This window comes from Pantoea sp. EKM20T, assembly GCF_011800485.1.
Taxonomy (GTDB): Bacteria; Pseudomonadota; Gammaproteobacteria; order Enterobacterales; family Enterobacteriaceae; genus Pantoea; species Pantoea agglomerans.
The window spans coordinates 64,313-89,119 of sequence record NZ_JAALFW010000003.1; the positions used below are offsets into that span (position 1 = coordinate 64,313).

Consider the following 24,807-nt stretch of genomic DNA (forward strand, 5'->3'; position numbering starts at 1 on the left):
GCTTTTCTCCTCTGCCCCTGTTCCCTTCACGTCGAGTTCATCTGTTGCTGCCAGATGTATTCTGACCTGGGTTTTCAACGACAAAAAAAGAGCGATGATTCGCTCTTTTTTTTCGCCTGAAATCCGGTGACGTTACAGCATGATGGTCATCAGATAACCGATAAACAACGCCAGATGCGCGGCTCCATTTAGTACATTTGTGCGTCCGGTCGAGAAGGAGAGCTGACAGAGAATCAGCGACGCCATCATAATCACCATCTGCGGCGGCTCCAGACCAAATATCAGCTCCTGTCCGGTCAGGGTGGCGATAATGGTTACCGCCGGTACCGTGAGTGAGATGGTCGCCAGCACTGAACCAAAGAAGAGGTTCATGGCGCGCTGCACCTGATTCATCAGCACGGCCCTGATCGCCCCCAGGCCTTCCGGTGAGAGGATCAGCAGGGCCACCAGGAAACCGGTAAACTGTGCCGGTGCATTCAGATCCGTCAGCAGGCTTTCCAGCGTATTAGCATTCATCTTGGTCACGGCAATAACCGCAATCAGATGCACGATCAGCCAGCTGGTATGCCAGAAGCTGCTGTGGGCAGAGGGTTTGCCATGATGCGGGTCGCCATCATCGCTCTCATCTTCATGCTCATAGACAAACAGGCTCTGGTGGGTTTTGGTCTGAATCAGCAGGAACACGCCATACATCGCCGCTGAAATCGCCGCGATCAGCAGTGCCTGAGTGACAGAGAAATTACCGCCCGGCAGTGCGTTGGGAAACACCAGCACCAGAATCGCCAGGGGAAAGATAGCGATCAGATATTGCTTCACGCCCGCCAGATTCACGTATTGCGTCGCAAACTTATTACCGCCCAGCAGCAGCGCAAAGCCAACCAGTCCACCGGTTACAATCATCACGATGGAATAGAGCGTATCGCGCATCAGCCCGGGTGCAGCATCGCCGGTCGCCATCAGCGCCGAGATCAGGCTCACTTCCAGAATCACCACGGACAGACTCAGGATCAGAGAGCCATAGGGCTCGCCCAGCCGGTGCGCCAGCACGTCGGCATGTCGTACAACGCTAAAGGCGCTGCTCAGAATGGCAACCAGCGCCACTAAGTTGATACCGACTACAATCGGAAATGATGTGGTTGCACCAAAAAAATAGAGTATACCCAGCGTGATAAGGGGAAGTATCAGCGAGAATTCCTTGTGACGTGTTTTTTCATGTGAAGGCATTCACCATCCTCTCTGGTTAATGATTATCCGGACACAGCGAGTGCTGCTGTTAGAAATATAATCAGTTTTAGGGCAGGGCGCAGTTTATCTTTTCACCGGTCCGAACGGGAAAAATTTACTGCTTTTTACTTAAATGCAATAAATGGTCGAAGCGGTATTAACCTTGAGTTATCTCAAATATTGCAATATTAATCAGGCCACAACAACTTCTCTTTACCCATCTATCTGACCGCCAAATGCCGGAAAATCTGCTTATCATTGTAACTTGTGTGGCCTGTTTCTGGTTTTTAATTTGAAGTGGAGATAAGTGGCTGTTTGTATTTTTGTTCTGTTGCGCCAGGCTTAACAGGAATCCATAAACTGAGGAGCCGTTATGCCTTACTCTAAACGAACCGACTTACCTGACAACGTAAAACACGTGCTTCCCGCGCATGCGCAGGATATCTATCAGCAGGCATTTAACAGCGCGTGGGAAGAATATAAAGAGGCTAAGGATCGACGCGGCGATGATTCGCGGGAAGAGGTGGCGCACAAAGTCGCCTGGGCAGCCGTGAAAAAAGAGTATGAGAAAGGTGATGACGATAAGTGGCATCCTAAACGTTAACGCCGTCGCTAGCCTGTTCACGCCAAAGGGCCAGGATTATCTGGCCCTTTTTTTCATCTTCGCTATAAGGTTTATCTGGTTTTTTTTAACCTGCGACCGGAATCACGCTTGTAACCCCGCGCGGAAATAGATTAATGTCAATTTGATGAACGAAACGCAGCGCCGTTTTGGAGATCATGTTACAGGAGCCATTCTGCAGGACGCCGTTGACGTTGAGGAGGTCGCATTGCTTACCCGGGAATTTCTATTAAAAGCGGATTGTAAAACGTCGTTCGGGGATATCGAAGAGGCGTTGCTCTGGAGTTGCGAGCAGCGCGCGGCCTCGCTGGCAGCCACGCTGGCCTGTCGTCCCGATCACAGCCCGGTATGGATCTTTGGTTACGGCTCGCTGATGTGGAACCCGATTTTTGAGGCGGATGAAGTGGCGTCCGGTTCGCTGGAGGGCTGGCATCGTGCTTTCTGCCTGCGGCTGATTGCCGGACGTGGCACCGCCACGCATCCCGGCCGCATGCTGGCGCTGAAGCAGGGCGGCAGAACCACGGGTCTGGCGTTTCGTCTGCCGGAAGAGCGGCTGCATGAAGAGCTGGCGCTGCTGTGGAAGCGTGAGATGATCACCGGCTGCTATCTTCCAACCTGGTGTGAATTACAGCTGGAGGATGGTCGCAGCGTCACTGCGCTGACCTTTATTATGGATCCGCGTCATCCGCTGTATGAATCGGACTCCTGCCCGGAGGCGATTGCGCCATTGATTGCTGCGGCCAGCGGCCCGCTGGGCTCGAATGCGCAATATCTGTTTGCTCTGGAAGAGGAGCTGACCCGGCGCGGCATGGAGGAGGAAAGTCTGAGCCGGCTGGCCCATCAGGTGCGGACATTGCAGCAAGCCTGCCTGAAGCAGGCCTGAACCGGGGCTTAACCAGAGTAAAAGGGCGCGACACTGTCGCGCCCTTTTACGATCCGGCGGCGGATTACCGGGCTTAGTTACCCGGATTAATCAGCCAGGTGCCGGGCTTATCGATGGTCAGGGATTGAGTGTGCGTCTCACTGCCATTCTTAACGTCAATTTTGTACTGTCCCGCCGCCAGATTCAGCGCGGCAAATCCGCTGCTGCCCGGTTTTACCTCAACCGGCTGTCCGTTAAGCACCACGCTTTCACCGCTCTCCAGCTTAAGATAGACGGTCGCCAGCGCGGCCGGAACGGCAGCGGCTGACGGAATCGATGCGGGCGCCTGCGTCATGGCTGAGCTATTGTTAACCACTTCCGGTGTGGCACTGTGGCGATTCGCCAGCCAGATGGCGACAACCACGGCCAGAATGGCCACGGCAGCCAGGCCCAGCAATCCAGGCGACAGTTTACGCACCGTGCGCGGCGTCACCGGCTCGGCGGACGCGGCGGCATGATTCATCGCCATTACCACCGGCGCAGCAGCCTCAACCGGCTCCTCGACCGGCAGAGCAGGCGGCTCGCCCGGCACCGGGAAGCTGTTTACCACCGCTTCCACATCACTGACCGGCAGATCAATCAACGCGGCAAAGGCATCAATCGTTTGTGGGCGATCGCCTGGCTTCATTGCCAGCGCGCAGTCAATGGCATGCAGCAGCGGCAGTGAGTAGCCTTCGGGCTGGCGTTCCACCAGCGGCTGATAATTATCTTCAATGCAGCGCACCACGCTGACCGGCGGGGGATTACCGGTAATCAGGTTATGCAGTACCGCGCCCAGGGCGTAGATATCGGTCCACGGCCCCTGTTCAACTTCACCCTCTTCGCTGTATTGCTCAATTGGCGCAAAGCCAGGTTTAAGCATGATTTCCGTTTCGTCAGAGAGGTTGCCAATCTCTTTACGCGCTGAGCCAAAATCGAGCAGAACCGGCAGCTGGTTCTCCTGAATCTGAATATTGTCGAGCGAGATATCGCGATGCAGATAGCCGGCCTGATGGATGGTGCTGATGGCACCCAACAGCGGCGGCAGCAGGCGGCGGATCCAGGCTTCAGTGATCGACGCCGGGCTGGTTACCTGCCACTCTTTCAGCGTCATACCGCTGTAGTAGAGCGTGCCCATATAGGCTGTGCCGTTCTGCTCCCAGAAGCGCAGCACGTGCAGCAGTCCCGGATGATTAAAGCGGGCCAGCAGACGCGCTTCCTGAATAAAGCTGGTGAGCCCGGCATTAAACAGCTTCTGGAAACGCTCACCGCGCAGCTCCAGCGTTAAATCGGCGGCACGGACTGCCAGCGACACCGGCATGTACTCTTTGATTGCAATGGTGCGTTCAAGCTGGTGATCCCACGCGCGATAGACGATGCCGAAGCCGCCGCCTCCGATCACTTCCTTGATCTCAAACTCATTGAAACGGTATCCGTCAGGCAGGGCATTCGGAACGGTTTTCGGATTATCATTTGCCGACATAGTGAACTCTCTGTACACGGCCTGCTCGCCAGGCTGCGCGGTAATTAATTGATGTTACGCCAGGCACCAATGGCAGGATCAACCAGATCCGCGTGCAGGGTGTCGATGAGTAACACATTCACTTTTTGCTGTGGCATGAAATAGGGCGCCCAGTGGCTGCGCAACGTATCAACTCGCGATTTCACAGCGTCAGCATCCTGCTGCGCAGCATTCTTATCCATCTTTATCAACAGGGCACCATTGAAGCGCCAGACATGTTGTTTGGCATCAAAGGGCAGCACCAGCCAGCTATCATTCGCATCCGGGCGTGTCACAATCATGCGCTGATTGTTCGCGGCGATAACCTCCAGCTTGCTGTCCGGGATCGTCAGATTGGCGATGGGATAGCCCTGATAAAAGGTGACTGCCACCGGCGTTGGGTGGTCTGGGGTCGCCAGCATCAACTCACTTTTGCCTTCTGCCCAGCCATCCGGTGAGCACTGCTGCTTGCTGACATCCGGGATAAACAGGGTCTGGGCATTTTCATCCCAGGCGGTGCGAAAATGGCAGCCGCTGGGGAGATCAAAATGTTGCAGCGGCGTGCTGTTGGCGGGCCGAGACAGGTCGAGCGGTGCAGCATTACTCTCACTGGCGCTGGCGGTGGCATCTGCCATCACGATAGGACGCCAGTTCTGCAGCTTACTGGCGCTGCCGCTGGCCAGTACGCCACCCTCTTTACTGGTCATCTGCCAGGGCAGCTCGTCCAGTAATCCGCACTGATTAGCGAGCAGGGTGCCGACGCGCGGTAAAAAGGTGGTCAGCACCGCCGAATCCTTACTTTTGCCGGAGACGATGCGCAGTGGCAGCGTCTCTTTGCACCAGTCGTCAGGCGCTTTACTCACCACATTATCGATATAGACCTCCAGCGCCAGGCTGGGGGAGTAGACAACCCGATAATTTTCAGCCTGGGCATGAAAGGCAATCAGCAGGGTGATGATGCCGGGCAACCACAGTTTCATAAGGATCCTTGGAATCAAAAACGAGGCGGCAGAAAGCGTGCCGAATCAGCCAGTGAATAGAGCAGCGTTGCCTCCTCCGGCTCACCAATCCAGACCGCCAGTGCGCTGAGATTATCTTTCTTAACGTTGCGGCTCACCGCCTGTTCCATCAGAGCCAGCCACTCTTCGCAGGCATTCACCATGCGCAGCGCCTGTTCCATTTCATGACTGGCCAGATTCAGCCAGAAGCCATCGGTGCAGACCAGAAACGCGTCACCATCCTCCAGCGCAATCTCCTGCGAAAAGCTCACTAAGCGAGGCGGTTCAGCGCCGAGCGCATTATAGAGTAAATTACTGTTAATGCCGGTATTTTCATAGCCCGCTTCTTTCAGCTGTTGGGCCAGACTATGATCGCGAGTGACCTCATGAAGCACGCCGCGGCGGAAGTGGTAAACCCGGCTGTCACCGGCATGCGCCCACCATGCGCGCTGTTTTTCGCGGTCGATAAACAGGGCCGCCAGCGTGGTGCTCATGCGTGAATATTTCGGATTTTTACCCTGTGCCTCATGCAGCGCTAAGCGGCACTGTTCAATCGCCTGATGGGTTATCTCCGGCGTCAGGTCGGCGTGCGCCTGTAACTTGCTCAGCAGGGTGTCACGCACCAGCTGTGCCGCCATCTCGCCGCCGGGCAGACCGGCCACGCCATCGCAGACCACAAAGCAGGCTTTACGCTCATCCAGCTCTGCGCCGGTGCGATCCTGATTCTCATCGCGTAGCCCCTGCTGGCAGCGGCTGGCAAAAACGATTTTCATGGTTCATCTACTCGCGTCTGAGAGTCCTTATACTGATTCACCTCCATGTCATAGGCATGGAGAAAGGCCTCGCCAAACAGCGTATGGAAATCATCTTCGATCTCTCCGGCCGTACGCTGATAATTACGGGTGAAGTAGTCCCACAGCGCCGCCTTCTTCATGGCGGAAAAGGGCATTTTTGACACCACGCCATCGGCACGCGCCTGCTCTTCCAGCCGCTGCGGATTAAAGGATTGCAGCATCGCCGCAATAATGGCGCGGATACCGGCAATCATCCCCAGCTGGTGGGCCTGCAAATCGACCAGGGCATCGCGTACCGCCTGTTCCGGCGGCATAAACCCGGGCATCTGGCTCTGGTACATCTGCATCAGCACGGTTTTGCCGGAGGGCAGGATCTTGAACGGGTTGTTGGCCTCATTCAGGATCATCGTCATGTCCGCTTTGACACCACGCTTGAGAATGGATCGCGAAGAGAGCAGCGCGACGGTGCCCTGGGAAAAGAGGCTCAGCATCCGGCCAGTAATGCGCATCTGCTCTTCATCCACCGGCGTGGCGTGACCGTTGCTCAGCCCCATCCCCTCCAGCAGTGCGGCGATTAGCCGATCCTGATCCACCGGCTGCGCCGTCAGCGCCCGACGCGGCTCGCTGGCCTGGGGATCGATAGCCAGTCGCGCATCGTTGTGGCGCTCGTGGCGTGAGGGCGTTGCCTCACTGACCAGCAGCCGGTCCTCAACCTCATGATGTTCGTGGATGCCCAGCGGATTCGCGGGCTGAGCGCTGTCGCCAGCAAACAGCGCCAGCGGATCGCTCTGCGTGTCGTGGCAGGCGGGGTCTCGTACTTCCAGCGCATAGTCACCGATGCGCAGCGCATCGCCATGCTTCAGCACGACCTGCATGCCGCGACCCAGGGTAATGCCGTTATGCTCCACCGGGGTCACGCTGCCCTGGTTCGTCAGACGGCACTCTCCGTCATGCGACAGGTGAACCAGCGCCTGCAGACGCGAAATGGCCCGAGTCTCATCTGGCAGCACCAGATCGTTGTCCTGACTGCGGCCAATGGTGCCGCCAGGCGGTTGAAACGCGACGCTTCTGACCGGAACATCCGTAGTGCATTGCACAATGGTAAATTGCATGAGTTATCCCAGATTGAACGGCAAACGCTTCCGGCCTCACTCGAACATGGGAGGATAGAGGCCATTACGTCCCGGCTGTGAACCTGCCGCCGGGTTAAACAGTAACGAAAACAGTTGCGCGGTGAGGTTGCCGCTGTGCTTGTGGGTCGCGTGGGCAAAACCATCACTGCGGTTACTCCACCAGTAGCTCATATGCTGCTGAGGGTCGAAACGTTCAGCCACTTCACGCCAGCTCAGCGTGCAGGGCAGATCCTGAAAACCGATCACATCCATGATTTCAGAGGGCTTCCTGGCCGGCACCAGCAGCGGTGGCAAAGCCTGTATCTGCTGCTCTAACTGCTCGCCGTTCAGCGGTGTCTGAACCGCCCGTAACAGTGTCGCGCCCAGATCCTGAAACCAGTCGCCGGAAATGGTCAGCTGAGCAGGATGCCACTGAGCCAGCGTGAAGCTGTGCAGGGCCAGCAGCGGCCAGGCGCGTCCGACGCGGTCACAGGAGGGCAGCAGACAACCCATCTGTATCTGCGGTCGGGTCGCGGTAACCGGCAGCACAAAGTTCCACACCGGCGCGTGGAGAAAGTCCGCGCTGTAGGAATACGCCTGCTGATGCCAGTGCATTAATCCCTGCTGGAACCAGTGATTCCACGGGCTAATCTGTTGCTCGCTCAGTCGATGGTGCAGAAAGTCACCGGTCGACGGCAGCTTGCCATACCAGCCGGGGGCCGTGTAAGCAGCCATGTTCACCTCACCATTACTCGCTATGCGAGTTTGATTGCGGGGCCGGGTGCCGCGGCGCTACCGCCAGCATGCCGCCCGCCTGGTCCGCAATTTTCAGATTCTCTGCAAGCTTGCGCATCATCAGTGCATTATCACGTGCATAAGGCGACGACTGAATCTGCTGATCCAGCAGCTGGCTCAGGTGCCAGTCAAGCTGCTGCAGGTCACGGGCGCTTACCGTATCGGGCAGTGAGCGCTGTAAATTTTGCAGCAGCCAGGCCCGTAAAAATTCGCCATCATAATTACGCGGTTGATAGAGCATCTGATAGGCGCGCAGCGCATTGCGGCTGTAGGCGTTATCATCACCCGGGTCGTTGCGCAGGATATTCGTGATCTGCTGCGCCACACGCGGCAGCAACAAAGACTTAAGCGCATTTTGATAAAGCACCCAGGCGGCATCGCTAATCTGATTACCCCGGTATAAGCCCGCCCGCATAGTAAGCGGCGGATTATCGAGGGAAAAGCGCGCCGAGAGCGGCAACTTCACCAGGTTATTAAGAAAGGGTAGCAGATCAAAAATATTATCAGCAGGCTGATGAATCACCTGCTGACTTTGCTCACGGATAAGTGGTACCCGTGCGGCAACCTGCTGCAGATACTGTTGATTTTGGTAGTAACTGATGCCCCACAGGCTGGAGGCGATCAGCAGGGCGCCTGCCAGCACGCCGTAGCCAATCCAGTGGAACAGCTGATTACGGTACTCCCAGCGGCGATTACTGCCGGCCAGGCCGCTCTCTTTGAATATCAGATCGCTGAGCAGGTCACGAATAAAGAAGCTCTGGCCTTTGTTGCCGGGAATCGGACTGTTGCGATTAACGCTGTCCCAGGCCGCGATCGAGTGATCGCCCGCCTGACGTAACTGCAGTTTGCGGCTCAGTTCACCCATCACCCGATCAAACGGCAGGCCTTCCTGGGTGCCGCTGGTGAAGAAGAGGCCGCGCGGGCTCCAGGCGACCGCATCCTGATGGTCAGAAAAAACGATATCCAGATATTCGTTCAGCAGTGGACGCAGCGAGGCGAACTCCTGCGGGAAGAGGAAGCACTCAGCGCGCTCGTTCAGGTCGCGCTCATGGGTCATCTGCTCCGCCAGTTGTTGCTGGAGCTGCTGTTCCAGCCGCTGAAACTGCTGGCCAAAATGGCGATGCCAGTCATCTTTGTGCGGCTTGCCCAGCTCCCAGTTGAACGTGAAGCCCCAGATAGCGTCACGCCGCGCTTTATCAATCGAGCCGAAGTAGCTCATAAAGCCTTTCAGCAGATCGGTTTTGGTGACCATCACATAAACCGGGAAGTGAATACCGGTCTGCTGATGCAGTTCTGCCATGCGCTCACGCAGCGCGCTGGCCTGGGCGAAACGCGCTTCGGCTGAATCACTCAGCAGATCGGCGACGCTGATGGTCATGATCACACCGTTAATCGGCTGGCGGGTGCGATAGCGTTTCAGCAGATTGATAAAACTGTGCCATTCCGCGGCATCTCGCACGCGCTGGCTCTCCTGCAACGCATAACGACCGGCGGTATCAATCAGCACCGCGCTGTCAGTAAACCACCAGTCACAGTTGCGGGTGCCCCCGACGCCGCGGACCGCATTTTTGCCCAGCGTATCGGTCAGCGGGAAATCGAGGCCGGCATTAAACAGCGCGGTGGTTTTACCGGCGCCGGGCGCACCCATGACCAGGTACCAGGGCAGCTGATAGAGATAATTAGCGTTAAAGCGTGAGAGCAGGTTCCCGCTATGACGACGGCCAAACTGGGTGCGTTTCAGCTGCATCGCAGCTTCGCTGAAGCGCTGGTTGAGCCGCTCTTCGGTCATCTGACGTTCCGCCGGGTCGTCGTTGCCCGACAGCTGAAGCTGGGTCAGTAAGCGGCTGTTGAACCAGGCACGATAGAGCGACGGGATCAGCTGGAACAGGATCCAGAGAAAATAGAGGGCGCTTACGGTGAGCTGGCGAGGCAGTACGGGTTCCAGTGGGCGCGATTCGCCCCATGACCAGAACGGTCCCAGCATCCAGACCAGACAGCTCAGCGCCGTGACGCCAATAAAGCTCCACAGCAGGCGATGCGTTAGCAGCAGGCGAAGGGAGGCGCGCATTATTGTGCTCCTTGATGATTACTGAGCGTTTCAGGCGCGGCAAACAGGGTGATTTCAACGCGGCGGTTGCGGGTCCGGTTTTCGCTGCTGTCGTTGGGCAGCAAGGGGTCGCTGTCGCCGCGGCCTTCGGAGCGAACCGTATGGCCGTCAGCCAGTTGCAGTTGTAACAACTGGGTGATGGCGCGGGCGCGGGCAAATGAGAACTCATAGCTGGAGGCAAAGCGGCTGTTATCCACCGGATGATCATCGGTAAACACCGACACCAGAATAGTCCCTTTGACATCTTTCATCGCGGTTGAGACGCGGGCCAGCAGGGCGCGCCCGACCGGATTGATCACCGTGCCCTGTTCGGCGAACAGTTTGTCCGCGGGGATGATCACTTTGCTGCCAAAGGCACCATCGCTGACCTCAAGCTGCCCGGCTGCAATCACATCATTCAGGCGCTGACGCAGATCGAGCAGCGCCTGCGGGGAAGAGGGACGACGGCCCGCGGTAATCTGCGGCAGCGGCGTCTGATAGATGGTACGCAGCAGCGGTTCGGCGGCATTACCGAGACGCCAGTTCAGGCCGCTGTAGATCAGGCAGCCGATCAGCGCGACCAGCATGGCACAGGCCCAGAGCGGCACCATCGGGCGGGCGAGGGTGCTAACCAGCGGATGCACTTCAACCAGTGGCGGTTGCGCTGTCTGGCGCTGGGCACGCGTTTCGTCAATCAGGGTTTTCAGGCGTTTACGGATACCATCGCACTGGGCGCGACCATTTTCACTGCCGCGATAGCGGCCTTCATAGCCTAGCAGCAGACAGTATTGCACCACTTCCAGCAGCCAGAGGTGTTGTTGCGGGCTTTGTGAAATGCGCGACAGCAGTTGAAAGAATTTCTCGCCGCCCCAGCTTTCATTATGGAAGGTCACCAGCATGCCATTGCCAGACCAGACGCCGCGCGTGCCCCAGGGGGTTTGCGCTGCCGCTTCATCGAGCGCGCTGCAGATGCAGTAACGCGCGCCGATAATCATCTCAAACGGCAGCCCTGCCTGTTTACAGCGTTGTTCAAACTGGCGGATTTCATCGATCAGAGACTGGCGCAGACCCGCAGGGTCATCGTGGGTGGCTGCCTGACGAATTTGCACCACCGCGTTCAGCAGTGGCGCCGCAGCCTGAAGTAAGAGATTCTCATTGCCTGAGGGGGTCGCCTCACGCGCAGGGGATTCCACAGTCATTAATTCGTGATCTTCCAGCCAATGGCAAATCCCTGTACCCGCAGCCCGGGACGGTTCTGCGGGCAATATGCGCCGGATTTCATATTCAGTCTAAGATCCAGGTCGCGGTATCGTTAGTCCGGCAGGCTTTGCTGGCGCCACCGACGGCCACACAGACCTGTTTCGTTTTGCGGGGACGGGGACGATCGCTCTGCACGGTGGCATCGTAACGGCTGCTTTCTACACCCGCTTTTAACGGCACATAACCGATCAGCGGGCCGTCAGCCTGGTCAGCAATCGCCAGCCAGCTGTGTTCCACATTACCTAATACTTCGAACGGTTTACCCGTTTCGAGATAGCGAACCACTTTGCCGCCGTAATCAGGCGAGGTCATGACGGATGCGCCATAAAGCGCCCGCCAGGTCTGATTGACCGGCTCAAATTCAGTCGGTGCCGCGACAGCGTGTCGATGGACCAGTTTGACGCCGTTAATTTCGCTGGTAACCAGCGTATCGTCAGTGACGGGCGGCGGCGGGGCCTTACAGCCTGCCAGGGTAAGAACCGCCAGCAGCGTTAACGCAAGACTCTTTTTCACCATGTTCCTCGTGATCTCATCAAAGTATCTGCATATTGCCAGGCCCGATGCCATGGGGCGATCTTTATCGCGCCGCATCGTGCCGAAATTCTGTTTTTAAAAAAAGGGTCAGATTACATCGGGATAGTAACGCATTCAGTTTACCTAAGACTTTTGAGAATTCAAACCATTGCACCCGCTGCTGATGCGTGATAGCAGGCGCTTTACGGGCGGGTTTCGGTATAAGAAAAGCGCCAGGTAATGTGATAGTTAAATCGAACTGAATTATCGCAGAGACAAACTGGTTGAGAACAGTGCCGCGCATTCTGACATGCAATGAATCCGATTGGAAACTATTAAGATTTACTAATAACTTGTTGCCGAAAAAATTTATCAGTTTGCGTTAAGAAACTTATCAAAATCAGATTTTACGCCCCTGCTCAGACCCTCTTTTTTCAGGAAAGCGGCACGCCTTTTGCTTCTGAAAGGTTTTAACCGCACTGAGGTGAGCAATGAGGGACGCCCTGACCTGGCTGCAGGCATCACGCGCGAGCGATATCGCCAGCCTGCAACGTCTTCTGGAAACCGGCGAGCTGATGGCTGCCGTCAGTGAACTGGTCCATCGGTTGCAGCGGGAACGTGGCGCAAACAATCTCTGGATCTGCTCTGACGGAGCGCTGTTCAGCGCCGAACGTCATGCCCGCCAGCAGGAGGTCAGCGCCGGCCTGGAGCATTTTTATCAGGCGCTGCCGGCCGCCATAGCGCAGCCCGGCTACAGCCGCTTCTGCAACCTGATTGCCGCTGCCCTGCAGGCGCTGGCCGGACTGCCTGCGCTGCGCCAGCAAATCAGCCAGCGTGAGCTTGATCAGGCCGCGGCGATGGCCGCCTTTAACCAGGTTATCCGTACTTTACTCAATCTGGTGTTTGAGGCGGCCGACACCGCCAGCTATCCCGGCATCTCCCGTGCACTGATCGCCCTGTTCAGTTTTATGCAGGGCAAAGAACTGGCCGGGCAGGAGCGGGCCATCGGCTCAGCCGGCTTTGCGGCGCGTCAGTTCACCCCCGACCAGCGCAGCCAGATGGTCGCCCTGATTGCGGCACAGGAGCAGAGCTTTATCACCTTCCGGGAGTTTGCTGACAGCGCCGCGTGTGAATCCTGGCAGCCGCTGGCTCAGGCCAGCCGCGACATCGAACGCCTTCGTCGCATCGCCTGCACCGGCGGCCGTTGTGATGAGACCGGCGCGCTGCACTGGTTTTCCCTGCTCTCTGAGCGGCTGGATCAGATGAAAATGCTGGAGGATGCCCTGACGGCGACATTGATGCAGCGCTGCCGGGCTGCCATTGATCAGGCACAACAGCAGGCGGCAGGAACAGTGGTGCAGGGCGACAGCAATTTTTCGCTTTACGTCTCCGGGGCGGACTGGCTGCCTGGCGCGGCGGCGCTCGACAGCGACGGTCTGGCCCCGCAGCTGGGGCGCTCGGTGCTATCGCTGATTGGCGAACAGTCGCAGCGTTTGCAGCAGCAGGCGGATGAACTGGCGGCGATGCGCGCCTCACTGGACGAGCGGCGGGTGATCGATCAGGCCAAACACTGGCTGATGCAGCAGCAGGGTTTCACAGAAGAGGCCGCCTGGCAGGCATTACGCAAAAGTGCGATGAATCAGAATAAGCGGGTACTGGAGATCGCGCAGGCGGTACTGGCGGTAGCGAAGACCCTGAGCAACTAACCCGGATGAGGTAGCTGCACAACCTTTGTGCGTGATCTGCGTCAGAAACGTGCAAAAGCGGTTAATTTTTCAACAGTGCGTCACCGCAGATCGGCATTAAGGCTGTTTCGGCGATCTGGCACATCCTTTGCTTAATCCCTATAGAGAGTACGCATTGCTCCCGCCAATGGCGGTGGGGTCAGTGCTTTGGATAAAGGCGTCCATCCGCAGGCTTCGGCTTGTCGGAGGACGCCTTTTTTTATTTCTGTTCAGGGGCAACAAGATGAGCAAAACGCCATTTTCACTGACACGACGTCAGGCGCTGATCTCCGGCGCCGCGCTGGGTGCGGCCTGGATCGTTCCGGGATTACGAAATGCGGTCTGGGCAGCGGGATCAGATGCGCCAGAAAAAGCGCAGGTGCGGGTCGGCTTTATCCCGCTCACTGACTGCGCGCCGGTGGTGATGGCCTCTGTGAAAGGCTTCGACAAAAAGTATGGTCTCACATTGCAGGTCAGCAAAGAGGCGAGCTGGGCGGCGGTGCGCGACAAACTGACCTCCGGTGAGCTGGATGCGGCGCATGTGCTCTACGGCATGATCTACGCCCTGCAACTGGGCGTAGCGGGTCCGCAGCACGACATGGCGAACCTGATGACGCTCAACCATAACGGCCAGGCGATCACCCTGTCGAACCAGCTGAAAGCCAGTGGGGTCACCGATGCGGCCAGCCTGAAAAAGGCCATTGATGGCAGCGCCAAAGGCAGCTTTACCTTCGCCCATACCTTTCCGACCAGCACCCATGCCATGTGGCTCTATTACTGGCTCGCCAATGCGGGCATCCACCCGTTTGATGACGTGCGCACCGTGGTCGTGCCGCCGCCGCAGATGGTGATGAACATGAAAATTGGCAACATGAGCGGCTTCTGCGTTGGTGAGCCGTGGAACCAGCGCGCCATCAGCGACAACATCGGTTTTACCGCCGCCACCAGCCAGCAGATCTGGCCGGAGCATCCGGAAAAAGTGCTCGGCACCCGCGCAGAGTGGGTGAAAGAGAACCCCAACACGGCCCGTGCACTCACCGCCGCTGTGCTGGAGGCCGCGCGCTGGATTGATGCCTCGGACGACAACCGCCGCGAAACCGCGCAGGTGTTAGCCGGCCGCGCCTGGATCAATACCAAAGTGGAGACGTTACAGGGTCGGATGCTCGGTCAGTATCAGAACGGCCTGGGGCAGTCGTGGCAGGACGCTCACCCGATGCGCTTCTTTGACAACGGCAACGTCAGTTTTCCCTGGCTCTCAGACGGCATGTGGTTCCTGACCCAGATGAAACGCTGGGGCCTGCTTGCCAGCGATCCCGACTACCTCGCGGTGGCGCGCCAGATCAACCGCATCGACATCTACAAACAGGCCGCCAGCGCGGTCGGACAGGTTGCACTGCCCGCCAGTGAAATGCGCAGCAGTACCTTCATCGACGGCAAGGTCTGGGATGGCAGCGATCCTGCCGCCTATGCCGCCAGTTTCGCTATCAAACGTTAAGAGAGGTTGCTATGAAAACTGACGCGCGCGCCCTGGCGCAGCCGGTGCAGAGTCACAACAGTGCCACCGTTATTCCGTTACAGGTCACCCCGAAAGCCGCAGCCCGTCCGGCGCGTCTGCGTCCGCTGTTGCAGCGCGCCATTCCCGCCACCGGTGGCCTGTTATTAATGCTGCTGGTGTGGCAGATCGCGGCGCTGTCGCAACCGGGTTTCCCTTCGCCTTACGCCACCTGGCAGGCCGCTCAGGTCCTGTTCGCTGACCCGTTCTACAGCAACGGCCCCAACGATCAGGGCATCGGCTGGAACGTGCTGGCGTCGCTGCAACGCGTCGGCATTGGATTCGGCCTGGCCGCGCTGGTCGGCATTCCGGCGGGCTTTTTAATCGGTCGCTTTAGCTTTATGGCGCAGATGTTCAATCCCGTCATCGCCCTGCTGCGGCCGGTGAGTCCGCTGGCCTGGCTGCCGATTGGCCTGCTGCTGTTTCAGCGCGCCGAGCCTGCCGCCAGCTGGACCATTTTTATCTGTTCGATCTGGCCAATGATCATCAACACCGCCGAAGGGGTACAGCGTATCCCGCAGGATTACCTCAACGTGGCGCGGGTGTTACAGCTCTCTGAGTGGACGGTGATGCGCCGGATCCTGCTGCCCGCCGTGCTGCCCGCGGTGCTGACCGGGGTCCGTCTCTCTATCGGCATCGCCTGGCTGGTGATCGTCGCCGCCGAAATGCTGACCGGCGGACTGGGCATCGGCTTCTGGATCTGGAATGAGTGGAACAACCTCAACGTGGAAAACATTCTGGTCGCCATTCTGGTCATCGGCGTAATCGGGCTGCTGCTGGAACAGGGGCTGATGCTGCTGGTCCGTCGTTTTAGCTGGGATAAATAAGGAGAGCACGATGCAACAGATCATTCGCGTCCAGCAGGTCAGCCAGCGTTTTGCCACCGCCAGCGGCGAGTTTCTGGCGCTGGACAATGTCAGTTTTGATATTCACGAAGGGGAAACCCTGAGCCTGATCGGCCACTCCGGCTGCGGCAAATCGACGCTGCTGAACCTGATTGCCGGTTTAACCCGGCCCAGCAGCGGCGTGCTGCTGTGTGATAACCGCGAAATCACCGGCCCCGGCCCGGAGCGCGCGGTGGTGTTTCAGAACCATTCGCTGCTGCCGTGGCTGACGGCATTTCAGAATGTCGAGCTGGCGGTGCAACAGGTGTTTAAAGGGCGCTTCAGCAAAGCGGAGATGCGTGACTGGATCGAGCACAACCTTAACCGGGTGCAGATGAGCCATGCCATGCACAAGCGGCCCGGCGAAATATCCGGCGGTATGAAGCAACGCGTCGGTATTGCGCGGGCGCTGGCGATGAAGCCACGCGTGCTGCTGCTGGATGAGCCGTTTGGCGCGCTGGACGCCTTAACCCGCGCTCATCTGCAGGACAGCGTGATGCGCATTCAGCAGGAGCTGAACACCACCATCGTGCTGATTACCCATGACGTGGATGAAGCCGTGCTGCTGTCAGACCGGGTGCTGATGATGACTAACGGCCCGGCGGCGCAGGTTGGCGAGATCCTCACTGTCGATCTGCCACGTCCGCGTTCACGGGTGGCGCTGGCGGATGAGCCGCGCTACCACCAGTTGCGACAGAAAGTGCTGCATTTCCTCTATGAAAAACAGACGACTGCGGCGTAAGGAACAGACCATGAAGCAACGGTTGCTGGTGATAGGTAATGGCATGGCGGGAATGCAGATGGTGGAGAGCCTGCTGCAACGTGCACCGCAGCGCTTCGCCATCACGGTCATTGGCCGCGAGCCGCACGGCAATTACAACCGTGTGCTGCTCTCGCCGGTGCTGGCGGGTGAAACGCCGTTCAGTGAAACGCTGATCCACGATCGCGACTGGTATGAGCGGCACGGCGTCACGCTGCTATCCGGCGAAACCGTGCTGCAGGTCGATCTGGCGGCACGTACAGTGCAGACCGATTATCGCCAGCTGGGCTGGGATCGGCTGGTGTTTGCCACCGGTTCACAGCCCCGTTTGCCCGCCATTCCCGGCATCAACGCGGATTGCGTACTGGGTTTTCGCAGTATCGCCGACGTCCGGCAACTCCTGGCGTGCCAGGGACCGGTGGTGGTGTTGGGCGGTGGTTTTCTCGGCATTGAAGCGGCGGCGGCACTCTGTGCCCGTGGGCGTGAGGTTACGCTGGTTCATCACAAACCCTGGCTGCTGGATCGCCAGCTGGATGCAAAGGCGGGCGAGCTGTTGCTGACGGCACTCCAGCAGCGCGGTATTCGCTGCGTGCTGAACAGCGGACTCACGGCGATTGACGAGGCGGGTGTGACGCTGACCAGCGGTCGTCACTGCGCCGCCACGCAGGTGGTGATTGCCATCGGCGTTCAGCCGGAGATAACGCTGGCGCAGGCAGCGGGTCTGCCGTGTCAGCGCGGCATTCTGGTCGATGGGCAGTTACGCACAGCGGTCCCGTCGGTGTACGCCGTAGGCGAGTGCTGCGAAATTGCCGGCGAAACCTTTGGCCTGGTCGCACCCTGCCTGACGCAGGCGCAGATTCTGGCCGCACAGCTGGCGGGGTCGCCACTGGCGGATTTTGTCAGCCAGCCGCAGGCGACGCGGCTCAAAGTCAGTGGCATTTCGCTGTTCAGCGCCGGGGATGTCAGTGAGGCACCCTCCATCAGCAGTTTTGATCCGATCTCCGGCGACTACCGCCGTCTGTTTCTTCGTCAGGGCCGCCTCTGTGGCGTATTGCTCTCTGGCGACACCCGGCAGGGTCCCGCGCTGCTGGCGCGTCTGCTGCACACCGAAGCTGTCACGCTCGAAGCCCTGTTCGATTCCCGTCAACCTGAACCGCAGCCGCAGGCTGCAGAGAGTCCTGAGATGAGTAAACCGGTATTAGCCGTGGTGGGTCACGGCATGGTCAGTCACCACTTTCTTGAACAGCTGGTTGCCCGCGAACTGCATCAGCACTACCACATGGTGGTTTACGGCGAGGAGCGTCAGCAGGCTTACGATCGGGTGCATCTGTCGGACTATTTCAACGGCAAAACGGCCGACGATCTGTCGCTGGTCAGCGCGGACTTTTTTACCCTGCACGGCATCGAACTGCGCAGCGGCTGCGCAGTCGTAGCGATCGATCGTCAGCAGCGCAGTCTGCGTGACAGCGCGGGCAATGAGCTGGCGTGGGATAAGCTGGTGCTGGCCACCGGCTCGCGTGCTTTTGTACCGCCGGTACCGGGCCACGACGACGAACGCTGCTTTGTCTACCGCACGCTGGACGACCTTGATGCCATTGCCGCCTGCGCCCGCAATAGCCAGCGCGGCATTGTGATTGGCGGCGGCCTGCTGGGTCTGGAGGCGGCAAATGCGCTGCGGCAGCTCGGGCTGGAAACGCATGTGGTGGAGTTTGCGCCACGCCTGATGGCAGTGCAGCTCGATGAGGGCGGTGCGCTGATGCTGCGCCAGAAGATCGATGCGCTGGGCGTCACGGTTCACACCTCAAAACAGACCGAACTGATTGAGCGTCAGACCAACGGTAGCGTGGTGCTGCGCTTTGCTGACGGCAGCAGTTTACCCGGCGATCTGGTGCTGTTCTCCGCCGGTATCCGGCCGCGCGATGAGCTGGCACGTGAAGCGGGCCTGACGCTGGGACCGCGCGGCGGCATTGAGATTAACGATCGCTGCCAGACCAGCGATGAAGAGGTGTTTGCCATTGGTGAATGCGCATTGTGGAACGGTCAGATCTTCGGTCTGGTCGCGCCAGGCTATCAGATGGCACGCGTGCTGGCCGGGCATCTGGCGGCTGAATCCACCGCCTTCAGCGGCGCGGACATGAGTACCAGACTGAAACTGCTGGGGGTGGAGGTGGCGTCGTTTGGTGACGCGCATGGCCGCACGCCGGGCAGTCAGCACTATCACTGGACCGACGGGCCAAAAGGCATCTACAAGAAAATCGTGGTTTCTGCCGACAGCACCCGGCTGCTGGGCGGCGTGCTGGTCGGTGACAGCAGCGACTACGCCACGCTGCTGCAGATGATGCTCAATGAGTTACCGCTGCCTGCCGCGCCAGAAAGCCTTATCCTGCCTGCGCTGTCGGGGGCGCCGAAAGCGCCAGGCGTCGCGGCGTTGCCTGACAGCGCCCAGGTCTGCTCCTGTCACAACGTCAGCAAGGGCGAAATCTGCGCGGCGGTGAAAGGCGGATGCGGTGAGATGAGCAGCATCAAAAGCTGCACCAAAGCGGCTACGGGCTGCGGCGGCTGTGCGGCACTGGTAAAACAGGTGATGGAGTTTGAGCTGGAAAACCTCGGTGTCGAGGTAAAAAAAGATATCTGTGAACATTTCAGCTATTCGCGCCAGGAACTTTATCACCTGGTGCGGGCCGGTGAGTTCAGAACCTTTGATGCGCTGCTGACGTCACATGGTCGGGGGCAGGGTTGTGAAGTGTGCAAACCGCTGGTGGCGTCACTGCTCGCCTCATGCTGGAACGACTATCTGCTAAAACCGGCGCATCTGCCGTTGCAGGACACCAACGACCGCTATTTCGCCAATATCCAGAAAGATGGCACCTATTCGGTGGTGCCGCGCGTCCCGGCGGGCGAAATCACGCCGCAGGGGTTGATCGCGATTGGCGAGGTGGCGGCGCGTTACGATCTTTACACCAAAATCACCGGCGGTCAGCGTATCGACCTGTTTGGCGCGCGGCTCGATCAACTGCCTGATATCTGGCAGACGCTACTGGCGGCGGGTTTTGAAACCGGTCACGCCTACGGCAAGTCGCTGCGCACTGTGAAGTCCTGTGTGGGGTCGACCTGGTGCCGCTACGGCGTGCAGGATTCAACCGCTTTCGCCATTGCGCTGGAGAACCGCTACAAGGGGCTGCGCGCCCCACACAAGATCAAGATGGCGGTATCGGGCTGTACCCGCGAATGTGCGGAAGCGCAGAGCAAAGATATCGGGGTGATCGCCACGGAAAAGGGCTGGAATCTCTATGTGTGTGGCAATGGCGGCATGAAGCCGCGCCACGCCGACCTGTTCGCCAGCGATCTCGATGATGCCACGCTGCTGCGTTATGTCGACCGCCTGCTGATGTTCTATATCCGCACCGCAGACAGGCTGCAGCGCACCAGCGTCTGGATGGACAATCTGGAAGGCGGCCTGGACTATCTGCGTCAGGTGGTGATTGAGGATAGCCTCGGTCTGGGCGAGACGCTGGAGCAGGAGATGCAGCGGGTGGTGGACGCGTATCAGTGCGAGTGGCAGACCACGCTGGCGGATCCTTCACGACTTGCGCTGTTTACCCCTACGGTCAACAGCGATCGCCCGGATGAGACGCTGCACTACAGCCGGGTGCGCGGTCAGCGTCAGCCGGAGGCCGTTACCGATCGTCCGCTGTTACCGCCGCCAGCCGAGCCGTGGAGCGCGGTGTGTACACTGGAGGCGATTCCTCAGCAGGCGGGGATCGGGGCGCGACTGGGTAGCGAACGTGTTGCGCTGTTCCGCTTTGGCGATGCGCTTTTTGCGCTGGAAGACCGCGAACCCGGCAGCGACGCCAGCGTGCTCTCACGTGGGATCCTTGGCGATGTGGGCGGCGAGCCGGTGGTGATCTCCCCGCTCTATAAGCAGCGGATACGGTTGCGTGACGGACAGAGCCTGGATAACCCGCAGCATCAGCTGCGCTGCTGGCCGGTGAAGTTGGAAGCGGGTCAGATCTGGCTGGCAAATCGTCCGCTGGATCAGCTGGCGCAGGCATCATGAACAGTACCTGTCCCTATTGCGGCGTCGGCTGTGGCGTCTGCGTCACCCCGCAGGGGGCGCATCAGGCAACCGTGATCGGCGATCCGCACCATCCCGCGAATGCAGGTCGGTTGTGCGTAAAAGGCGCAGCGCTGGGCCAGACCCTGACGCCGCAAGGGCGTTTGCTGAACGCCGAGGTTAACGGGCAGCGCGTCAGCCTGGACGCTGCGCTGGATGCGGTGGCGGCGGGATTGCGGGCGGTTATCGATCAGTATGGCCCGCAGGCGGTGGCGTTTTACGGCTCCGGCCAGCTGTTGACCGAGGATTACTACGTCGCCAATAAGCTGATGAAGGGCTACATCGGTGCAGCCAACATCGATACGAATTCGCGTCTCTGCATGGCGTCGGCGGTGGTCGGTTATAAGCGGGCGCTGGGGGCCGATGCGGTGCCCTGCTGCTATGAGGATCTGGAGCAGGCCGACCTGGTGCTGCTGGTGGGGTCTAATGCTGCCTGGGCGCATCCGGTGGTGTGGCAGCGGCTGATGCAGGCGAAGCTGCAACGTCCGGCGATGTGTATTGTCGTTATCGATCCGCGGCGTACGGCGAGTTGCGATCAGGCCGATCTCCACCTGCCGTTGCGGCCCGGCAGCGATACGGCGTTGTTTTCCGGTCTGCTGCACTGGCTGGCGCAGCAGGATGGCATTGATGCCAGCATGTTGCCGCACCTGAATGGTGTGGACGAGACGCTGACCGCCGCAGCGCAGTGGGGTGTGGCGCGAGTGGCAGAGGCATGTGACTTAACCGTGCAGCAGGTCGCGCACTTTTTCCAGCTTTTCAGCCAGCACGATCGGGTGCTGACGCTATGGTGCATGGGGATTAATCAGTCCGCCACCGGCAGCGACAATAACCAGGCGATTCTTAATCTGCATCTGCTGACGGGCAAAATAGGCCGCGCGGGCTGTGGTCCTTTTTCGCTGACCGGACAGCCAAATGCCATGGGCGGACGGGAGGTGGGTGGCCTGGCGAATCAGCTGGCGGCGCATATGAATTTTACTGAAGCGGATTGCGAACGGGTGCAGCGTTTCTGGCGCAGTCCGGCCATTGCCCGGGAACCGGGACTGACTGCACTGGATCTTTTCCGGGCACTGGCGGATGGCACGGTGAAAGCAGTGTGGATTATGGGCACCAATCCGGCGGTGTCGATGCCTGAGGGCAACCGCGTCGCGCAGGCGCTGGCGGCCTGTCCGCTGGTGATTGTATCAGATGTGATGGCGCAGACCGATACCAGCGCCTTTGCCAATATTCTGCTGCCCGCCCAGGGGTGGGGCGAGAAGAACGGCACGGTGACCAATTCCGAGCGGCGTATTTCACGTCAGCGCGCTTTTGCCGCCGCACCCGGTGACGCCCGGCCTGACTGGTGGTTGCTGTCGCAGGTGGCCAGGCGTTTAGGGTTTGATGAAGGCTTTAACTGGCAGCATCCGGCAGAGATTTTCCGTGAGCATGCGGCGTTGTCAGGTTTCGAGAACCGGGGCGCCAGGGCGTTTGATATCAGCGGCCTGGCGCAATTGAGTAATGCTGACTGGGATGCGCTGCGTCCGGTGCAGTGGCCGGTTAACGCGGCCTGTCCGCAGGGCTGCGCCCGGCTGTTTGGCAATCGTCGGTTTTTTCATCCGGATGGTAAGGCCCGGTTGCGGGTGCCGGCCACGCCGGTTGTCGCCCCGCGCGAACCGGCGTATCCGTTGTTGATGAATACCGGACGGGTGCGCGATCAGTGGCACACCATGACGCGTACCGGGCTGGTGCCGCGTCTGATGCAGCATTGCGATGAACCGTTTGTCGCGCTGCATCCGGCGGATGCGGCAACGTATGGCGTGACGGCGGGCGGACTGGCGCGGGTGCAGTCTGTTCAGGGCTGGATTAGCGTGCGGGTGCGTGTCGATGCCGGGATGCGGCGCGGCGAGCTGTTTGTGCCGATGCACTGGAACCGGCAGTTCAGTCAGCAGAGTCACGTCGATTTACTGGTGGCCGCCCGCGCCTGTCCGTTTTCGGGGCAGCCCGCGCTGAAGCAGACGTCGGTGCGGATTCTGCCGTTGAGGGTGAGCTGGCAGGGCTGGCTATGGCAGCGCGAGATAGCGCAGCCCACAGGGTTGCGTTACTGGGCGCGTACCCCCTATCCGGCGGTGCAGCGTTATGCGGTGGCGGGCGAGGGCTCGCCGCAGGTCTGGCTGGACGGGCAGGTTGTTCTTTCAGGCTGTCACAGGCAGGTTGCGACCGGCAGCGGCAATGATTACCGGTTGCTGGCATGGCGTGACGGCGAGTTGCAGCTGGCGTTTTATGCCGGCTCCGTGTTGCCGTCGATTGATAGTGCGTGGGTCGCCGAGGCCTTTAGTCATGCGCCGCAGGATGCGGCAGGGCGGCACAGTGTACTGGCAGGACAGCCCGCGCAGGGCGCGGCCACGGGACGGATTATTTGCAGTTGTATGGCGGTGGGTGAGCAGACGATTTTACAGGCGGTGGCGCAGGGGTGTCGTACAACTCAGGCGTTGGGCGAAAAGCTAAAGTGCGGCACGCAGTGCGGCTCCTGTATTCCGGAGCTGAAGCAGTTGTTGCTGTCCGAAGTGATGTCGGAGGAATGATGACACGAGCAATTGATTCTCTGGATAAGTTACTGGCCCCGGTGGATGCCGTGTCGCAACAGGGCGCGGTGTGGCTGGTGGGTGCGGGCCCTGGCGATGTGGAACTGCTGACCGTTAAGGCGTTGCGGTTGCTGCAGCGTGCTGAGGTGGTGGTATATGACCGGCTGGTGAGTGACGCGGTGATGGCGGAGGTGCCGGAGCAGGCGTTGTGTATTGATGTGGGTAAGCAGCCGGGGCAGCATGGTCTGAAGCAGGCGCAGATTAATCAGTTGCTGGTGGAACTGGCGCGCAGTGGACGCAATGTAATCCGGCTGAAGGGGGGCGATCCGTTTGTTTTTGGTCGCGGAGGCGAGGAGATGGTGAGCGTGCAGCAGGCCGGGATTCGCTGTGAGGTCGTGCCAGGGATTACGGCGGCTGTGGGCTGTGCGGCAGCCAGCGGAATTCCGTTGACACATCGGGATTGCGCGCAGTCTTTGCGGTTGATTACCGGCCATGGGCGGAACGGCGAGCCGCAGCTGGAGGCGGCTGCGCTGACGGCGGTGAATCAGACGCTGGTGTTTTATATGGGGTTGAGCTGGAGTGCGTCGATCAGTGCGCAGTTGCAGGCGCAGGGACGTGATGCAGAGACGCCGGTGGCGATTATTGAGAATGGGACCCGGCCCGATCAGCGGGTGTTGATTACCACGCTGGGGGGATTAGCGGAGACGGTGGCGCGGGATACGCCGGTGTCTCCGTCGTTGCTGATGGTGGGTGAAGTGGTGCGGTTTTATCGGGCGGATTTGCAGGTGGGGATGCAGGTGCAGGCGGTGGGGTGACGGGGCTGCAGGTGCGGGCTTTTGCTGGCAGGCAGGAACGGTGTGGCAAGACGGTGCGGCGTGCATGTAAGACCTGCCTGATCGCAAAGGGATCCCGCATCCCTGCGGACTGGGCTCGCCATCCCTGGCTCGCACACTTTGCTCTTCAGGCAGGGCTTACCTGCACTGTTGGCATTGGTGCGGGGTTTTGCGGGATCAGGTCTGGATTGAGTGGGCGTATGTCTTGGTGGTAAGGCCGGAACGGTGCGGCAAGACGGTGCGGCGTGCAGGAAAGGCCTGCCTGATCGCAAAGGGATCACGCATCCCTGCAGACTGGGCTCGCCATCCCTGGCTTGCACACTTTGCTCTTCAGGCAGGCCCTTCCTGCCCGGCTGGCGGCGGTGCGGTTTTTTTTGGGATCAGATCTGGATTGAGTGCGGTTGATGAGAGTGGAAGTGCCCGAGCAGGACGAAAAGAGCAGTCCAGTGTGGGAAGGCAGGTGAGGGTTGGTAAGACGGTGCGTCGTGCAGGAAAGGCCTGCCTGATCGCAAAGGGATCCCGCATCCCTGCGGACTGGGCTCGCCATCCCTGGCTCGCACACTTTGCTCTTCAGGC

Annotated in this window: 18 protein-coding genes; 9 read left to right on the forward strand and 9 right to left on the reverse strand. The window is 59.5% G+C overall.

The window, feature by feature from the left end; translation table 11 throughout:
* Window positions 1-132: 132 nt before the first annotated feature.
* The gene (gene chaA, locus HFD94_RS06255; protein WP_010669990.1) at window positions 133-1,224 is read right to left on the reverse strand and encodes a sodium-potassium/proton antiporter ChaA; all 1,092 of its coding nucleotides are present in this window, start codon (window positions 1,222-1,224) and stop codon (window positions 133-135) included.
* A gap of 373 nt (window positions 1,225-1,597) precedes the next feature.
* Between chaA and chaB the strand changes: the two genes are divergently transcribed.
* Window positions 1,598-1,828 (forward strand): putative cation transport regulator ChaB, encoded by a 231-nt coding sequence (gene chaB / locus HFD94_RS06260; RefSeq protein WP_010245846.1) that lies wholly within the window; start codon window positions 1,598-1,600, stop codon window positions 1,826-1,828.
* A 226-nt stretch (window positions 1,829-2,054) separates the two neighbouring features.
* Complete coding sequence (locus HFD94_RS06265) at window positions 2,055-2,729, forward strand: gamma-glutamylcyclotransferase (protein WP_164480396.1); 675 nt, start codon at window positions 2,055-2,057, stop codon at window positions 2,727-2,729.
* A gap of 73 nt (window positions 2,730-2,802) precedes the next feature.
* Here the strand turns inward: HFD94_RS06265 and HFD94_RS06270 are convergent, their stop codons facing one another.
* The 8 genes from HFD94_RS06270 to HFD94_RS06305 form a co-directional block, all read right to left on the reverse strand.
* Window positions 2,803-4,230, reverse strand: a complete 1,428-nt coding sequence (locus HFD94_RS06270; protein ID WP_033786150.1) for a serine/threonine-protein kinase — start codon at window positions 4,228-4,230, stop codon at window positions 2,803-2,805.
* A gap of 44 nt (window positions 4,231-4,274) precedes the next feature.
* On the reverse strand, window positions 4,275-5,228 hold the full coding sequence (locus HFD94_RS06275; protein ID WP_010245838.1) for a hypothetical protein: 954 nt from the start codon (window positions 5,226-5,228) through the stop codon (window positions 4,275-4,277).
* Between the two features lie 14 nt (window positions 5,229-5,242).
* Window positions 5,243-6,019, reverse strand: a complete 777-nt coding sequence (locus HFD94_RS06280) for a PP2C family serine/threonine-protein phosphatase (RefSeq protein WP_122888948.1) — start codon at window positions 6,017-6,019, stop codon at window positions 5,243-5,245.
* Window positions 6,016-7,152, reverse strand: a complete 1,137-nt coding sequence (gene tagH, locus HFD94_RS06285) for a type VI secretion system-associated FHA domain protein TagH (protein ID WP_010669995.1) — start codon at window positions 7,150-7,152, stop codon at window positions 6,016-6,018. Before tagH ends, HFD94_RS06280 begins: the two co-directional genes overlap by 4 nt.
* A 36-nt stretch (window positions 7,153-7,188) precedes the next feature.
* Entirely contained in the window at window positions 7,189-7,887 is a 699-nt protein-coding gene (gene tagF / locus HFD94_RS06290; protein ID WP_010245828.1) for a type VI secretion system-associated protein TagF, read from the reverse strand.
* Between the two features lie 13 nt (window positions 7,888-7,900).
* Entirely contained in the window at window positions 7,901-10,015 is a 2,115-nt protein-coding gene (gene tssM / locus HFD94_RS06295; protein WP_033771588.1) for a type VI secretion system membrane subunit TssM, read from the reverse strand.
* On the reverse strand, window positions 10,015-11,232 hold the full coding sequence (gene icmH, locus HFD94_RS06300; RefSeq protein ID WP_010669997.1) for a type IVB secretion system protein IcmH/DotU: 1,218 nt from the start codon (window positions 11,230-11,232) through the stop codon (window positions 10,015-10,017). The genes tssM and icmH overlap by 1 nt, the downstream gene beginning before the upstream one ends.
* A gap of 85 nt (window positions 11,233-11,317) precedes the next feature.
* Window positions 11,318-11,809, reverse strand: a complete 492-nt coding sequence (locus HFD94_RS06305) for a hypothetical protein (protein ID WP_010245819.1) — start codon at window positions 11,807-11,809, stop codon at window positions 11,318-11,320.
* 488 nt (window positions 11,810-12,297) lie between these two features.
* Here HFD94_RS06305 and HFD94_RS06310 point away from each other — a divergent pair, with 488 nt between their 5' ends.
* The 7 genes from HFD94_RS06310 (at window position 12,298) to cobA (ending at window position 24,213) form a co-directional block, all read left to right on the forward strand.
* Window positions 12,298-13,512: a nitrate regulatory protein gene (locus HFD94_RS06310; protein ID WP_010245817.1), complete on the forward strand. Its 1,215-nt coding sequence runs from the start codon at window positions 12,298-12,300 to the stop codon at window positions 13,510-13,512.
* A 262-nt stretch (window positions 13,513-13,774) separates the two neighbouring features.
* Window positions 13,775-15,025 (forward strand): CmpA/NrtA family ABC transporter substrate-binding protein, encoded by a 1,251-nt coding sequence (locus tag HFD94_RS06315; RefSeq protein WP_010245814.1) that lies wholly within the window; start codon window positions 13,775-13,777, stop codon window positions 15,023-15,025.
* Between the two features lie 11 nt (window positions 15,026-15,036).
* Entirely contained in the window at window positions 15,037-15,909 is an 873-nt protein-coding gene (gene ntrB / locus HFD94_RS06320; protein WP_010245811.1) for a nitrate ABC transporter permease, read from the forward strand.
* A 10-nt stretch (window positions 15,910-15,919) separates the two neighbouring features.
* Window positions 15,920-16,708, forward strand: a complete 789-nt coding sequence (locus tag HFD94_RS06325) for an ABC transporter ATP-binding protein (protein WP_010245808.1) — start codon at window positions 15,920-15,922, stop codon at window positions 16,706-16,708.
* Window positions 16,709-16,718: 10 nt separating this feature from the next.
* The gene (nirB, locus tag HFD94_RS06330; protein ID WP_167432924.1) at window positions 16,719-20,783 is read left to right on the forward strand and encodes a nitrite reductase large subunit NirB; all 4,065 of its coding nucleotides are present in this window, start codon (window positions 16,719-16,721) and stop codon (window positions 20,781-20,783) included.
* Window positions 20,780-23,398, forward strand: coding sequence for a nitrate reductase (locus HFD94_RS06335; protein ID WP_167432925.1), 2,619 nt, complete (start codon window positions 20,780-20,782; stop codon window positions 23,396-23,398). Before nirB ends, HFD94_RS06335 begins: the two co-directional genes overlap by 4 nt.
* Entirely contained in the window at window positions 23,398-24,213 is an 816-nt protein-coding gene (cobA, locus tag HFD94_RS06340; RefSeq protein ID WP_167432998.1) for a uroporphyrinogen-III C-methyltransferase, read from the forward strand. Before HFD94_RS06335 ends, cobA begins: the two co-directional genes overlap by 1 nt.
* Window positions 24,214-24,807 lie beyond the last annotated feature (594 nt).